General features: G+C 44.6%; 17 protein-coding genes. 6 read left to right on the top strand and 11 right to left on the bottom strand.

What is annotated here, in order from left to right:
• Window positions 1-39 precede the first annotated feature (39 nt).
• The 4 genes from ACHA8N_RS12895 to ACHA8N_RS12880 form a co-directional block, all read right to left on the bottom strand.
• On the bottom strand, window positions 40-252 hold the full coding sequence (locus ACHA8N_RS12895) for a hypothetical protein (protein ID WP_393965952.1): 213 nt from the start codon (window positions 250-252) through the stop codon (window positions 40-42).
• Between the two features lie 355 nt (window positions 253-607).
• Window positions 608-1,699: a conserved virulence factor C family protein gene (locus ACHA8N_RS12890; RefSeq protein ID WP_393965951.1), complete on the bottom strand. Its 1,092-nt coding sequence runs from the start codon at window positions 1,697-1,699 to the stop codon at window positions 608-610.
• 174 nt (window positions 1,700-1,873) lie between these two features.
• Window positions 1,874-2,590: an alpha/beta fold hydrolase gene (locus tag ACHA8N_RS12885; protein WP_393965950.1), complete on the bottom strand. Its 717-nt coding sequence runs from the start codon at window positions 2,588-2,590 to the stop codon at window positions 1,874-1,876.
• Window positions 2,591-2,597: 7 nt separating this feature from the next.
• Window positions 2,598-3,155 carry a GNAT family N-acetyltransferase gene (locus ACHA8N_RS12880; RefSeq protein ID WP_026832495.1) on the bottom strand — a complete coding sequence of 186 codons (558 nt, stop codon included), beginning with the start codon at window positions 3,153-3,155 and terminating at the stop codon, window positions 2,598-2,600.
• Between the two features lie 120 nt (window positions 3,156-3,275).
• On the opposite strand from ACHA8N_RS12880, the gene ACHA8N_RS12875 reads away from it, so the two are divergent.
• The 4 genes from ACHA8N_RS12875 to ACHA8N_RS12860 all read left to right on the top strand — a co-directional run bounded on the left by ACHA8N_RS12875 (window position 3,276) and on the right by ACHA8N_RS12860 (window position 7,099).
• The gene (locus ACHA8N_RS12875; protein WP_393965949.1) at window positions 3,276-4,004 is read left to right on the top strand and encodes a hypothetical protein; all 729 of its coding nucleotides are present in this window, start codon (window positions 3,276-3,278) and stop codon (window positions 4,002-4,004) included.
• 249 nt (window positions 4,005-4,253) lie between these two features.
• Entirely contained in the window at window positions 4,254-4,547 is a 294-nt protein-coding gene (locus tag ACHA8N_RS12870) for a hypothetical protein (RefSeq protein WP_393965948.1), read from the top strand.
• Window positions 4,548-4,837: 290 nt separating this feature from the next.
• On the top strand, window positions 4,838-6,163 hold the full coding sequence (gene brnQ, locus ACHA8N_RS12865; protein ID WP_393965947.1) for a branched-chain amino acid transport system II carrier protein: 1,326 nt from the start codon (window positions 4,838-4,840) through the stop codon (window positions 6,161-6,163).
• A gap of 63 nt (window positions 6,164-6,226) precedes the next feature.
• Window positions 6,227-7,099, top strand: coding sequence for a DegV family protein (locus tag ACHA8N_RS12860; RefSeq protein WP_147510755.1), 873 nt, complete (start codon window positions 6,227-6,229; stop codon window positions 7,097-7,099).
• 41 nt (window positions 7,100-7,140) lie between these two features.
• On the opposite strand, the gene ACHA8N_RS12855 is transcribed toward ACHA8N_RS12860, so the two are convergent.
• Genes ACHA8N_RS12855 through ACHA8N_RS12845 form a run of 3 tightly spaced genes read right to left on the bottom strand, consistent with a single transcriptional unit; the run spans window position 7,141 to window position 8,803 of the window.
• A complete protein-coding gene (locus ACHA8N_RS12855) occupies window positions 7,141-7,638 on the bottom strand; it encodes an HAD family hydrolase (protein ID WP_393965957.1) in 498 nt (165 codons plus the stop codon).
• Window positions 7,625-8,257 (bottom strand): phosphatase PAP2 family protein, encoded by a 633-nt coding sequence (locus ACHA8N_RS12850; protein ID WP_147510753.1) that lies wholly within the window; start codon window positions 8,255-8,257, stop codon window positions 7,625-7,627. Before ACHA8N_RS12850 ends, ACHA8N_RS12855 begins: the two co-directional genes overlap by 14 nt.
• Window positions 8,258-8,803 carry a phosphatidylglycerophosphatase A family protein gene (locus tag ACHA8N_RS12845; protein WP_026832488.1) on the bottom strand — a complete coding sequence of 182 codons (546 nt, stop codon included), beginning with the start codon at window positions 8,801-8,803 and terminating at the stop codon, window positions 8,258-8,260.
• A 145-nt stretch (window positions 8,804-8,948) separates the two neighbouring features.
• On the opposite strand from ACHA8N_RS12845, the gene ACHA8N_RS12840 reads away from it, so the two are divergent.
• Window positions 8,949-9,461 (top strand): YjcG family protein, encoded by a 513-nt coding sequence (locus ACHA8N_RS12840; RefSeq protein ID WP_147510752.1) that lies wholly within the window; start codon window positions 8,949-8,951, stop codon window positions 9,459-9,461.
• A 2-nt stretch (window positions 9,462-9,463) separates the two neighbouring features.
• On the opposite strand, the gene ACHA8N_RS12835 is transcribed toward ACHA8N_RS12840, so the two are convergent.
• Together ACHA8N_RS12835 and fabI are read right to left on the bottom strand one after the other, a co-directional pair.
• Complete coding sequence (locus ACHA8N_RS12835) at window positions 9,464-9,667, bottom strand: hypothetical protein (RefSeq protein WP_147510751.1); 204 nt, start codon at window positions 9,665-9,667, stop codon at window positions 9,464-9,466.
• A 130-nt stretch (window positions 9,668-9,797) separates the two neighbouring features.
• Entirely contained in the window at window positions 9,798-10,571 is a 774-nt protein-coding gene (gene fabI, locus ACHA8N_RS12830; protein WP_147510750.1) for an enoyl-ACP reductase FabI, read from the bottom strand.
• A 144-nt stretch (window positions 10,572-10,715) separates the two neighbouring features.
• Between fabI and ACHA8N_RS12825 the strand changes: the two genes are divergently transcribed.
• Window positions 10,716-11,885, top strand: a complete 1,170-nt coding sequence (locus ACHA8N_RS12825; protein WP_147510749.1) for an FtsW/RodA/SpoVE family cell cycle protein — start codon at window positions 10,716-10,718, stop codon at window positions 11,883-11,885.
• A gap of 44 nt (window positions 11,886-11,929) precedes the next feature.
• Here ACHA8N_RS12825 and ACHA8N_RS12820 read toward each other — a convergent pair whose 3' ends face one another.
• Together ACHA8N_RS12820 and ACHA8N_RS12815 are read right to left on the bottom strand one after the other, a co-directional pair.
• A complete protein-coding gene (locus ACHA8N_RS12820) occupies window positions 11,930-12,811 on the bottom strand; it encodes an RluA family pseudouridine synthase (protein WP_393965946.1) in 882 nt (293 codons plus the stop codon).
• Between the two features lie 13 nt (window positions 12,812-12,824).
• Window positions 12,825-13,628: an NAD kinase gene (locus tag ACHA8N_RS12815; RefSeq protein ID WP_147510747.1), complete on the bottom strand. Its 804-nt coding sequence runs from the start codon at window positions 13,626-13,628 to the stop codon at window positions 12,825-12,827.
• Between the last annotated feature and the right edge of the window lie 10 nt (window positions 13,629-13,638).

Raw genomic sequence — 13,638 nt, 5'->3', positions numbered from 1 at the left:
ATAAGGTCGTAACCTCATCCCTCCTCTTCGGATCACATATTAGGCAACTGGAATCGCTACCTTGTTTGTTGTCATTGAAAACAGTTGCTCAATCCCCGTTACGAACAACTCGTCACAAATCGCATCCGTCGCAGTTGCAGGAGCCACAAGCGTGATCGTCCGGCTGTCAATTGTCTCGATTGTCACGAAGACGCCCGAAGACGTCCGCTCTTTATAACCCACCGCTAAGTCTGTTTCAGCAAAAAGTATCATATCCCCGAATCTCCTTTAAAGTCAGATGTCAGTCAAACCAAAATAGCTGTTTGAAATCGAATCAGTTATTGTGATTTCACTTTATCAAACGGGCAGAAATGCCGGGAAATTCTCATTCGACAATTTGTATCAAAACTTTATATCAAAAAATACAACCATATTTTTACACTTGGATTTAGTTGGCTCATACATCTTAAAAACTTTGATGTGTCGCCATATTTCAAATTCATTTCAAGTCCATTACAAGAAAATATTCATTTTTTACCATCTATATTGTTCTACAGGTAAAATATACCTAGACAACTGGTGTGTTATTTTGTCGAATGGTTCTGTATACCCTGCGTTTTTTAAGTTCTTATGAACTTTCTCCAGTCATTCGATTCATTTGTTGCCAAACCGTTCCTAGTGCTTCTTCCCCGCTCTCGATTCGTGCTAAGGCAAGTTCCGCTTGCAACGCCACTTCATATTCCCGATCTTGAACTGCTTCTTTTAACCGAGGAACCGACTGTTCTGTCCCGACATCAAATAAGAAACGGGCGGCCCGCCAACGAACAAGCTTATTTTTATCCGTCAAGGCTTCAATCATCATCGGCTCTGCCTCTGCTAGTGCCCAATCTGAAATCGTATCGCCGGCTGTTCGACGCACACTACTCGAAGGATCATGCAAGGCACTCGTGATGTACTCTAATAACTCCAAACGGTTTTCTTCGAACATACCGAGTTTGACGACAGCCTGTCTGCGAATCTGCATTTTTTCGTCTTGCAGCATTCTGGCATACGCTGGAATCCACTCCAGTTCAATCGGCAACTCATCGAGTGCTGCAAATCGTTGTTTCCAATCGTTTGATGTGAGTGCCTGTCCGTCAAACGTCACTTCTTCTCCTGAAGCAATCGTTTTTAAGCGATCGATTCGCTCAACGGGATAAGCGACCTCGATTTCTTGCGCGACTTCAGCAAGACTTTCATCCAATTCGCCATAACGCGGCGCCTGTTCGACCCAGCGACGATCACTGATGACATTCTTGACGAACGGTTGCACGAATAGGGCTGCTTCTCTGAATCGGTCCGATAACCCGTATCGTTTCTCTTCCAGACCTTTGACCCCTTTCAGTTGCATCGGAACCCCTAAAATAAACTGAACAAATAAATGAACAGGTTCAAAAGCCGCATCTGTTTCATGTTGTTCGACATCACTCAGGATTTCTCCGAAAGCCCGACGGATTTCAATCACAAGCGTCCGCCAATCATACTTTGGAAAACGTTCGACCGCTAAAAAATCACTGACTTGATAGACGGATTTAATTCCTGGAATGTCTAGTAATTTGGCGACATGATTTGGTGCACCAAATGCATGTTCAAATGTCTGACCTTTTTCAGAGAACGTCTCATCGACGATGACCTTCATGTTATTCGGACTTGGTGTTGGTTCAATGGCTATAATTTTCATCTGTATCCCTCCCCCTTCATCATTCAGAAATTCATTGGGAATTGCAATGCAAAAGCTCAAAAAATGAGGACTGGACCAAAAAGGGATCACTCTTCCTTTCACGCGTTTTCCTGTCGGAGTCACGTGAAACGAGTAATCCCTTTTAAACGAAACGAATGTAAATAAATAAAACCGTTATTTCGCAAACGCTTCTTCCACAAAATCAGCGAACGCATCGGGCGTCTCGAGCATTCCCATATGGCTGCTGTCCGTCGATCGGAATAGAATCCGTTCATTTTGTGGCGCAAACGCACTCTCTTCTGTAATCAAAGGATCAAGCGTCCCGCGGAGAATCAGACCACGGACAGACGTGTTGCTTAATGTTTTCGTCAGATCTCTTCGATCACGCATCGCAGATAATGCTCGAATCGCCCCCTCAACCGTCATCATGTATCCTAATTCTTTTGCTTCTGAGATCAGCATCGGGTCCGCTCCGTCCGCAAAAAGTCCGGGTACAAGTCCGTCAACGAATTCTCGAACACCAATGTCTTTCACACGGCCGATGTTCTGATTCCGTTTTTGTTTAGCCTCATCTGTATCCGCCTTGGCTGTTGAATAGACCAGTCCGAATCCGGAAATTTTTTCGGGATACATCTCAACGATGGCAGAAACGATATATCCACCAAAGGAGTGACCAATCACAATCGGTTTGTCAATTCCTCTTCGTTCCAAATCTTCCATTACCCATGTCGCAAAACCTTCCATCGTATCCGGACCAACTGCTTCTCCTTCATGTCCAGGCAGTGCTAATACAAGAACATCAAACGATAAACGAAGCCGGGCTTCCACCCGGTTAAAATAATCTGTCCCTCCGGTAAATCCATGTAATAAGACAAGTGACTGTTTCGACATTCAGTGGTCATCCTTTCCATTCCGATGCAAGCATGCGGTAAATTGTTAAATCCATGAAACGTCCATGACTATACGCATAATCCTCGAGCAATCCCTCTGCTTGAAAACCAAGCTTTTGGACAAGCGCGTTCGAGGCGATATTTTCGGGTGCCACTAGAGCACTGATGCGATGAAGTGCAAAATCTTCAAAACCGTGTGTCAAGACGGCTCGTGCCGCTTCCGATGCCACACCTTGTTGCCAATATTCTTGACTGACTTCAAAGCCGATTTCAGCTCGATGATATTGAGTCAACCAATTATGAAAACCAATTGTTCCAACAAGTTGATTGGTTTGCTGATCAGCGATTGCCCATCGAATGGCTTTTCCTTGAGTAAACTGTTCCTTGAAATAACTGATGACATTTTTGGCTTCATAAACCGTAACCAAAGGATCTGATCCATAATAGTACATGACCTCATCATCTGATAAAATTTTGAACAAATCACGCGCATCCCTATTTTCTAGTTCACGTAAGATAAAGCGTTCCGTCTTTAGTTCCGGGAATGGTTTGCGTAACCCCCACATCACCTATCACCTCTTTTCTTTATTATGCCCGTTTTCAGCGGGAAATATTCTTTTCGCGTCATAGAAGTTTTGCTACTATTGAAATAATAGGGTTAATTGTTCAGGAAGGAAGGCTTACTTATGTCTAACTCATTACTTTATTTGTATGAAGATGCAGAAAATCATCGCTTGACGATGTCAGGTGTGACCTTTTCAGACTTCATTGTTGCGATTGATTCCAAACGTCCCTTACTGGTTTCAGGTGCCGCCTTCAAATCTGCCAAACAGTCCTTACGAACGTCTTTTCATTACGTAGAAGGACATGAAGTCGAACAGTTCGTTCAGTCTAGTGAAGTCGAACGTTCTCCGTTAAGTGCGATCGACATCCGTTCCTCCCATTCACTCGATACATTAACAGACGCTGAAATCGCAGAACTTTTGTTCATCATGCATATGAAACGCGGGATGCCGAGTCCGTTTACATCATCTGTTGAAAATGAGATGGTGTATTTCAGTGAAAACCCTGGTGTACAAGCTACTGTCTATTTGAAAGACTGGTCACGAATCGAACAGATGTTAACCTTTTTAATGCAACGGAAAATGAATCGCGAGTTGCGTCTGCCCTCGTCTCCATTAACGGCCGAAATCATCATCAACTTACATCATCTGCTCAGTGAAGGAATTTTGATGGATTTTGCGAATGCCAAACAATCCGTTTTTACAAGAAACATCAGCATTCCGGTCTACGCCGCCGGACGGTACGAAGATATGACCGTCTTGAAGGAAGACCTCGATTCTAAAAAGGAATCCATCGTCAAGCGTGGTGAGTTGGTTCATCGTAAGAAAAATTGGAGTTTGGAGTTACAATGATCTTCAGCATCTTCGTCCGCCACGGGCAAGATGCTTTTTTCATATGTCCGTTCGTCTTCCTTTCCTCTGTCTTTTCAAGTAATTTCTTATGTGACAATACTGTTACCAAATCGTTTGAATTTTCACATAAATTAGTGCTGGCATCTTCAGCAGACTTCGTTATAATGAGATTAACCTTTTGGAAGTTAGAAGTTGCACCTGTTTTTCTTACGATTTTCAAGAACGCATCAACTGAAGGAGGAAATTAGCATGGATCAGTTAAAAGTGAACGGAATCGGTTCATTCACGAAGTTTGCAACGAACGGAAACATTCTGAAATTAAAGGATGCGACGACGGGCGAGCTGAAAGTCTACCTGAATGAAGCGAGCTCAATGACGATTTCACCCATTGATGAAGAAACAGGATTATTCATTATCCACGGTCAACAACAAGAACCACTCGTGGAACTGACCCTCCCTCGTCAATCGTGCGAAGTCGTTCACGCTTGGCTACTCCATAAACTGAGACGACAAAAGAAAGGTCGTTTCGTGGCATCTAGCTAAACTCCTACTCTTTTTAGTTTACCATGGGTAATTCAATCATTTCATTCCTCTACCTGTAAGGTCAATCCGTTGACCTTACAGGTTTTTTTTTACAAAGGGTCAGTAAAAAAAGACAGGTTGAGGATTCATTTTGTCCATGTTACTCTAAAAAAATGAATGTTCGCTTAACGATTTGCTTTTTTTACAAGGAAGATGGACAACGAGACAAACGAATATTCTAAAAATTCTTTCATCTCTTGTGGTCTAATGGTATAGTGGACAAGATTATTGAAAAACAGGAGGTAATTTATATGTTGAACCGGAAAGACATCTTTGCTTTAGGATTCATGATTTTTGCTTTATTTTTTGGTGCAGGTAACCTAATTTTCCCTCCTGAACTCGGTGCCTTAGCTGGAACACAATTCTTGCCTGCTATGCTCGGTTTTATCGTGACCGGCGTTGGATTGCCGTTAGCCGGATTGATTGCCGTCGCATGGGTAGGTGGTGGGATCAGTACGCTTGCCAACCCGCTTCCTAAATTCGTCAGCGCCCTTTTGACTTTTTCGCTTTATGTCGCGATTGGTCCGTTTTTCGGGATTCCCCGAACGTCCGTTGTCACGTATGAGCTCGGTGTGGTTCCATTTCTGAGTGGACCATCTCAAACCAGTCTGATGATTTCTTCATCCATTTTCTTTTTAGTAACCTTATACTTGGTGCTTCGACCTGGTAAATTACTCGACATCATCGGTCGGTTCATTACTCCACTGTTGCTTTTAGCGCTTGCGACACTCAGCATCAGTAGTATCATCAATCCCCTTTCGCCGGTTCAACGCCCGGCACCTGGGTACGCCAACTTTACCGATGCATTTGTCCAAGGTTTTCTCCAAGGGTATCTGACACTTGATGCACTGGGCGCCCTTGTGTTTGGAGTTATTATTTTGCACACGCTACACGCACGTGGTCTAAAACATCGAACGGCTCAACTTCAGACCGTAACACGGGCTGGTCTGATCGCTGCCGCTTCACTGACGCTTGTCTATACAGGGCTTGGTTTCCTTGGACGCAACAGTTTCGGTGCCGTCGGAGCTGTCGATGGTCCGTCGTTATTGCAACGATACGCGGATGACACGTTCGGGACGTCTGGTCTGGTGATTTTAGGCATCGCCATTTTACTCGCCTGTCTCACGACATCCGTCGGTCTCGTCACTGCTTTCTCCGAATACTTGATGACGTTCTCAAAGCGACTTTCCTTACCGGTTACAGGTATCTTTACGACAGTCCTTGGTTTCGCCATTTCGATTGTCGGTTTAAAAACGTTGCTCGCCATCGCGGTTCCCGTACTGATGTTTTTATATCCGATCGTCATCGTGTTGATTGGATTGACCTTCGTTCGTTCCTTCTTAAAGAAACCAAAACTCGTCTACCGGACGACACTGTTCGTAACGGCGCTCTTTTCCTTATGGAGTGCCCTGTATTCCTTAAAAGTCTTACCGGATCTACTGACTGCGGTTTACAAGGTTTTCCCGCTGGTCAAACAAAATTTAGCTTGGTTGTTGCCCGTTTTGATCACGCTCCTCATCAGTTCATCGATTGGACACGTTTCAAGAGATTCTATTCCTGAAAAGCGTATTGGCTAGTGATGCCGCTTTCATGCCATGGTATGATTAAAAAAATGAATTTCTACTGGAGGCGTCGCTTTAATGGATAAGATCGCTTGGATCACCGATAGCATGGCTTTTTTCCCGCCTGGGGAAGCAGAAAAAATCGGTGTCCATGTAGTACCAACTGTCATCATCATCAACGGAGAATCCTATCGTGAATATGTCGATTTATCGGTCGAGGAACTCGATGCGAGAATGCGTCACGATTCTTCCGTTATCCCGACTACCTCGCAACCTTCTTTCGGTGAGCTAGTGGAACTGTACGAACGTCTCAAGACTGAAGGATATGACTACGGCTACGCCATCCACATCACAAGTGGCCTGAGCGGAACATACGCGAGCTCTGTAGCAGCTGCGGAGGCCGTTGGTTTTAAACTGTATGCCATTGATTCCTATACAGGTGGTGCCAACCAACAGGAAATGTTACGTGTGTCGATGCAACTTGCACAAGCAGGAAAGCGACCGGAAGAAGTCGTCCAGATTCTAGAGCAGTTCAAACATCAATCTCACTTTTATCTCATTATCGGCAACATGGAAACGATGCGGCGAAGTGGTCGCGTATCGAGCAGTCAATTTTTACTCGCTAACATGTTGAATATCAAACCAATCGTCAAGTTTGACGAAGTCGGAAAACTGGTTCCGTTCAAAAAGGTTCGTTCAATCAAAAAAGCTTTTCACGAAATGACTGCAGAAATCGCTTCACAAATCGCGAAGTCCGGCCTTTATCAGCAAACGCTGTACATAGGTCATACACTCGCTCGACCTGCCGCTGAACAGTTACGAGATACGCTTCAAGCTAAATTGCCACAGATTTCAATTGAAATTACACAGTTTGGACCGTCGATTTTGACGCATGCCGGCTCAGAAACTGTTGGTGTCTTTTGGTTTGATGAGATCAACGTCCCGACTTAAACAGAAAAGCCACTCGCCGAACGTCGGCAAGTGGCTTTTCTTCAGTTTAAGACATTTTGTTTTAATAGTTGATCCAGAAGTTCAGCTTCGTCTGCTACTCGCTGAATCATCTGATAAGGCCGTTTTGTTCGACCGGACCAGACTTCTGCCGGATAGACCGTCCAGTCGAACTTTTCAACTTCTTCCAAATAGGTAAGTGTTGCTTCGAGGTGTGCCGTTTTCTGATGTTGGCGTAACCAGTTCTCATACCGTTTGTCCGGCTTTCCGTCTTTTAGTAAAACACTGCCACTCTCAAGGATTGCCCATTTCGGTTTAGCATCAATCTGGAACAATTCGAGTTGTCGGAAAGCTTCAAGCGTCCGCTCTGTAAAGGGAATCACTTGATTGTGTTCAACGAGTCGTTTTAACCGTAAGTGGGTCCGCATGGTCATAAAACGTTTATGACCATTCAGGCGTTCGACTAATAATGTCGGGACGGATAAGGTATTCATCACCTGTTCATCAAAAACTAAGCTGTGATCGATATCAAGTAGTAACATACGTCCGCTCCTTTTTACGTCGAGATGAGATAAAGGCATAGGATAACCCCAGTATGAAAGCAGCAAAACAGAATCCACCGACGACATCCGAGAAATAATGCACGTTCAGGATGATGCGGGATGACCCCATTGCAAGAATCAACAAACTGAGGAGCGTTCCTAATATGACTTTCCCGGTACGATTCAAAAACCGCCAGCTCAAAATCAAAAATCCACCGTACACAGCAAAGGCCATCGACGAATGACCACTTGGAAAACTATAACCTACTCCTCCAACCAGTTCATTGAGTGAAGGTCGGTCTCGGACGAAGATGGCTTTCGCGACTTGGTTCAATACGGCTACTGCCGCAAATGACAATAGATACCACAGGCTTCCGATCCGGTCACGCCAGAGGTAGTAACTGATTAACGTCAAGATTAGCGTGACAGTTACGGCTCCAACCCCTGATCCTAGCTGAGTGAACCAACTGACATAATCTGCCGGGACTTGTTTTGCCATTTGATTTGATAATTGGGCGTCAAATAAGAAATAGCCCGTCAATCGAATCGAGATGGCAATACTGATGAAGAGGATGAACGCGATTCCAGAGAAAAGTAACGCACGCTGATTTAATTTCATTTAATACGTTCCCTTCCGTTGCTCCAGTTCTTCTGCAGAATAATCTTCTTTATCACGCAATCGGTGGGCCAATCGACCGGATGCATTGGCGGCAATCGCTGCCACGATGTCATCCATGAATGTATTGACGCGTCCATCATCCACTTTCGTGTCAAGTTCTTTGATGATTCCGATTTTAGCTTTATCTAAATACCCAAACGTCGTAACTGCGATCGAACCGTACGTATTGACGGCACCAATCGCGATTGTCTCATCTACGCCAAATAATCCTTCATCGCTGCGGATGATTGACAAGAGCGGTTCTGATAACAACCCTTTTTCTGCTAAGATATCCAGTTCTGCCCCCACGAGGATGGCATGCTGTAATTCACGTTTTTCGAGAACACGTTCGACAGAACTCGTACACGTTTCAAGCGTTAATTCAATTGTATACGGTGCCTGCATCTGGTATACGATTTCCGCAATCGCGTGAATCGTGACACCACGCTCATGCAACTTATCAATTGCTGCTTGTTTTACTTCTTTAGAATGTGCTTTTTCTTTCATGACAAAATCCACCTCTCTGACAAAGTTCTTCACAAGTATACACGGATTCATGCTCTCCCCTCAAACTTCTTTGACATCACACCGATAATCCGTCATGATTATCCTGTAAAGCGTTATCATTTCAGGGGAAAGTAGGGGATTTTCGATGAACATCGGGGTAGTTTTGTTTCCATCGAAACGAATTCAAGATTTTGCAAACTCATACCGGAAACGGTACGATTCTAAGTATGCGTTGATCACGCCACACATTACGATGCGTGAGCGGATCAGCGTCGATGATGCGGAACTCGAGACGATTGTATCCGCCCTCAACAAAGTAGCGGCACAAACAAAACCGGTTTCCTTACACATTCAAGGTGCACGTTCTTTCCATCCTACAAACAATGTTTTATTTTTAAAGGTCATGCCGACGGACGAACTGGAACAGTTGCATAAAGCCTTGCACGCAGAGGAATTAAGCCACACACCAAAGTACGATTTTTTACCTCACATCACAATCGGACAAGACTTATCTGACGTGGAATTGTTTGATGTTCTCGAACGATTAAAAATGGAAGACATCCGCTTTCAAGAAGATGTCACGAAAATGGCTCTCTTGTATGAACTTGAAAACGGATCATGGAGTGTCTATGAAACGTTCCGGTTTACCGGTCAATAAGATTAAACTTCCCGGTCGAACTTACGACCGGGAAGTTTTAGTTCAGGCAATACACCGTAAGCATTTGCCTGTTCTTCTAACTCTGCATGATGCGGTTCAACGCGTTTAATCGGATTGATGCGAGCGACTGGCTCTGTTTTTCGTTCCATGTCCACTCTCACTTGACGATTGACATATTGTACAACCGTAAAATCCACTTGATACATATGACGTCCCTCCCTTAAACTTCAGCCTGATATTCATTTATTCCCAAAAACACTTCGAGAAAAACAAAAAAACCAAGGTTCCCCCTGGTTTTTGCCGAGTTAAAGAAAAGCCGCTTATATTCAACTGGACTTAAAGGATGTGGAATCCACTGTCGACGTGTAAAATTTCGCCCGTCACGCCACTCGACATTGGAGATAAAAGGAATAGTCCACTGTGACCGATTTGTTCCGTCGTGACGTTTCGGTGCAATGGTGCACGTTCTTCGATGCTTTCAAGGATTGAATTGAAATCACCGACACCTTTTGCTGAAACTGTTCGAATCGGTCCTGCCGAAATGGCATTGACGCGAACTCCTTGTTTTCCGTATTCTGCTGCCAAGTACCGGACGCTTGCATCGAGTGCCGCTTTTGCAACACCCATGACGTTATAGTTCGGAACCATTTTTTCGCCGCCGAGATAGGTTAACGTAATGACAGAAGCATCTTCCGTAAAGAAGTCTTTCGCTGCTTTGACGACAGCCGTCAAACTAAATGCTGAAATATCGAGTGCCTGTGCAAATTGTTCACGCGTAACGCCTGAAAATTCACCGCGCAACGCTTCTTTATCAGCAAAAGCAATCGAATGGGCGATTCCTGAAATCTGTCCATGATCGGCATGAATTGCCGCAAACACTTGATTAATTTCCTCGTCACTCGTCACGTCACATGTATAATACGATGCCGGACGTGAAAGCTCTTGACCCAACTTCTCAAGAGGTGCTTTAAAACGTTCCCCTACATACGTAAAAGCAAGAGTTGCCCCTGCTGCATCCAGTGCACGTGCAATCCCCCAAGCGATCGATCGTTGATTGATGACACCCATTACAACATACGTCTTCCCTTCAAGCGAAGGATAAATATTCATTATGAGTTCCCCCTTAAATTAGTACCTGGTAATAACACCTAAGTCTAGGTTACAAAAACGTAACGCTTCTGTCAACCATCGCTCTTGATATTGCGATTTTGATAAATTACGGTAATATAGAAAGAGACAGAAAGTAGGGATGGAATGAACCGTTTTAAATCATTTACACAACGTTATGATAACACGTTGCTTTTTTTGCTCGGTTGTTTGATGGTCATCAGTGTCATCGCAATCTATACCGCGCAACCTTTCTTACAAGGGGCAATCAGTGAAATCAATTTCATGGCAAAACAGATTCAGTGGTATATCATCGGATTTATCGCACTATCTGTCGTCATTCTCATCGATTATGAACAACTGAAACGTTTCCACTGGTACTTATATGGGGCTGGAATCGTCTCTCTGATTGGTCTTGTCGTTTTACGTAATACGCCGTTGGTCGCAAACATCAAAGGGGCGTACGGTTGGTATCAGTTCCCAGTCATCGGAACCGTTCAGCCGGCGGAGTTCATGAAATTTTTCTTAATCGTCTCCCTCGCGGCGGTCATCTCGGAACACAATGCCCGGTTCGTTCAACATGAGCGGGACTTCTTATTATTAGTTAAGATGGTCGCCCTTACGTTGCTTCCGCTCGCTTTGATCATCATCCAACCTGACTTGGGAATCGGATTAATTCTATGTGTCATCTTAGCGTGTGCGATGTTATTGTCCGGATTGAACTGGAAATGGTTACTCAGTATGTTCGGATTGTTCACAGTAGCAATCGTCGGATTCTTTTATCTGTTTTATTTCCAGAATGATTTACTCGCCACCTTCTTCCCGGGACATGCGATGAACCGGATCATGGCTTGGTTACAACCGTTTGAATATGCGGATGACCTTTCTTACCAGCTGGTCCAATCAATTAATGCTATCGGTTCAGGTCAGATGTTTGGTGTCGGGTACGGAAAGCTTCAAGTATCGGTTCCCGAACTCCATACCGATTTTATCTTTACTGCGATTTCAGCTCACTATGGCTTCATCGGTGCTGCCGTTGTCTTGATCATTCTTTTCCTCTTTATCTACCGGTTGATTCAAATCGCACTGGAAACAGCGGATCCATTTGGAACCTATATCGTGACCGGATACGTCGCTATGTTTACATTCCAGATTTTCCAAAACATCGGTATGACGATGGGGGTTTTGCCGATCACGGGTCTCCCGCTTCCCTTCATTAGTTACGGAGGGTCGACGATGATCGTTAACTTGGTCGGACTCGGCTTGATCATGGCAATTGCTTCACAGTCCCGTATCTCTATGTTTGATGAAGATTAACGTCAAAAAGAGTGGCATCCAGTCAGGTGCCACTCTTTTTGTATTCACGAAAGACTTAAGTCGTCCGGCAACGGCGCGACAAACGTCATCACCTCACCTGTTCCCGGATGCGGAAACGTAGCAGACGCACTGTGTAGTGCTTGTCTGGCAATCAGAGGTGTTCCCTTATACATCGTATCTCCGACTAACGGATGACCAAGTGCTGCAAGGTGAACGCGAATTTGATGGGTTCTTCCCGTTTCAAGTTTGATGGTCAGTCGTGACAAGTTACGATTAAAAGCTTGGAACGATTCACTTGCGAGAATATGTGTAATTGCCTGCTGACCGTCTGCCCGCACCATTCGTTCCATAAACGAATGATCCGTCTGACCGATGGGAAGATTTATAGTTTGAGGAGATATCGTCCCTTCAATAAAAGCCACATATCGCCGATCGAGCAACCCATTCTGTTGCATCTTGCTCAACTGGTGATGGGCAAGCGCGTGTTTCGCAAAAACAACCAGACCACTCGTATCCCGATCCAATCGGTTCACGATATGAATCGCATAAGGAATACTCTGTTCTCGATAATATCCCAGTACGAAGTTGGATAAAGAGCGTTCCGGATGTAAGCGTGATGGAATGGATGCCATGCCCGGGGGTTTATTAACAACCAACAGCCACTCATCTTCAAACAGAATATCAAGTTCTCCACTCGTTGCATGCATGTCTTGCGCGGGTTGTTCTTCTGGAAAACGAACATGAATCCGGTCGCCTGAATGAACGCTCTCCCCTACGTTGACATGTTGTCCATTACGTAAAATATCACCGTGATGTTTGATGGAAACAAGCATCTTTCGGGAAATTTTCAACCGTGTCGTACAAAAATGACCGACACTCCATCCTGATTCTGTTTCCGTTACATCTTGTTCGATCTGAAATGCCATAAAATTTACCTCGTTAACTTCTTTCTTCTGCTAAAAATGATTCACGGACGCGTTGCCAAAACGGGAACGAACGGAACCGTGCGAACTTCACTTTTTTATCCGAGACGCGGCAACGGATGGACTTAACATTTTGATGGACAATCGAAGCATAATGATCGTATGTCAATTGAAAATCAATTGGATTGACCGGTTGGATTTCAACATCATGATGCTTTGGAAGCAACATGGGTGAGCCAATCGTCCGATACACCCGATTATTGATTGATGCCATTTCAGTGATTTGAATCGCTTCGAGTGCCGGATGCACGATGGCCCCGCCCAGCGCCTTGTTATATGCCGTCGATCCGGATGGGGTCGAGATACACAATCCATCTCCACGGAATGTTTCAAAATATTCTCCACGGATCGATAAATCACACACTAAGGTTTGGTTAAAACTTTTAATCGTACATTCGTTCAGTGCCAGCAATTTATTCGTCGATCCGTCTGCATAATCAATCGACAGTTCAAGTAACGGGTACTCAACCGTCGCTACATTGTCATCTGCAATATGTTGAATCAATTCATCCATCTCTTCCGGTCTCCAGTCGGCATAAAAGCCGAGATGTCCGGTGTGAATTCCGACTAACGTGATTTCCTCGACCTGATCCAAGTAAGAATGGAAAGCTTGCAACATCGTACCGTCTCCACCAATCGAAATGACAATCTCCGGAGTGACGGTATCTCGATGACTACCGCGTTCGATCAATGCTTGTTCCAATTGTTCCTTCAGCATATGGGAACGTTCATCTCCCCGCGCCGTAACCGCAAAACGCATCGTCATCCTC

Origin of the sequence: Exiguobacterium sp. S22-S28 (genome assembly GCF_043359615.1) — a bacterium.
Lineage (GTDB): Bacteria > Bacillota > Bacilli > Exiguobacteriales > Exiguobacteriaceae > Exiguobacterium_A.
Note: the sequence above shows the minus strand (reverse complement) of the source record. Positions and strands in the feature narration are given on the sequence as shown.

Bases quoted from the DNA above. Each gene is read 5' to 3' on its own strand.
- ACHA8N_RS12895 (WP_393965952.1), bottom strand. From the start codon at position 252: ATGATACTTTTTGCTGAAACAGACTTAGCGGTGGGTTATAAAGAGCGG.
- ACHA8N_RS12890 (WP_393965951.1), bottom strand. From the start codon at position 1,699: ATGAAAATTATAGCCATTGAACCAACACCAAGTCCGAATAACATGAAG.
- ACHA8N_RS12885 (WP_393965950.1), bottom strand. From the start codon at position 2,590: ATGTCGAAACAGTCACTTGTCTTATTACATGGATTTACCGGAGGGACA.
- ACHA8N_RS12880 (WP_026832495.1), bottom strand. From the start codon at position 3,155: ATGTGGGGGTTACGCAAACCATTCCCGGAACTAAAGACGGAACGCTTT.
- ACHA8N_RS12875 (WP_393965949.1), top strand. From the start codon at position 3,276: ATGTCTAACTCATTACTTTATTTGTATGAAGATGCAGAAAATCATCGC.
- ACHA8N_RS12870 (WP_393965948.1), top strand. From the start codon at position 4,254: ATGGATCAGTTAAAAGTGAACGGAATCGGTTCATTCACGAAGTTTGCA.
- brnQ (WP_393965947.1), top strand. From the start codon at position 4,838: ATGTTGAACCGGAAAGACATCTTTGCTTTAGGATTCATGATTTTTGCT.
- ACHA8N_RS12860 (WP_147510755.1), top strand. From the start codon at position 6,227: ATGGATAAGATCGCTTGGATCACCGATAGCATGGCTTTTTTCCCGCCT.
- ACHA8N_RS12855 (WP_393965957.1), bottom strand. From the start codon at position 7,638: ATGTTACTACTTGATATCGATCACAGCTTAGTTTTTGATGAACAGGTG.
- ACHA8N_RS12850 (WP_147510753.1), bottom strand. From the start codon at position 8,257: ATGAAATTAAATCAGCGTGCGTTACTTTTCTCTGGAATCGCGTTCATC.
- ACHA8N_RS12845 (WP_026832488.1), bottom strand. From the start codon at position 8,803: ATGAAAGAAAAAGCACATTCTAAAGAAGTAAAACAAGCAGCAATTGAT.
- ACHA8N_RS12840 (WP_147510752.1), top strand. From the start codon at position 8,949: ATGAACATCGGGGTAGTTTTGTTTCCATCGAAACGAATTCAAGATTTT.
- ACHA8N_RS12835 (WP_147510751.1), bottom strand. From the start codon at position 9,667: ATGTATCAAGTGGATTTTACGGTTGTACAATATGTCAATCGTCAAGTG.
- fabI (WP_147510750.1), bottom strand. From the start codon at position 10,571: ATGAATATTTATCCTTCGCTTGAAGGGAAGACGTATGTTGTAATGGGT.
- ACHA8N_RS12825 (WP_147510749.1), top strand. From the start codon at position 10,716: ATGAACCGTTTTAAATCATTTACACAACGTTATGATAACACGTTGCTT.
- ACHA8N_RS12820 (WP_393965946.1), bottom strand. From the start codon at position 12,811: ATGGCATTTCAGATCGAACAAGATGTAACGGAAACAGAATCAGGATGG.
- ACHA8N_RS12815 (WP_147510747.1), bottom strand. From the start codon at position 13,628: ATGCGTTTTGCGGTTACGGCGCGGGGAGATGAACGTTCCCATATGCTG.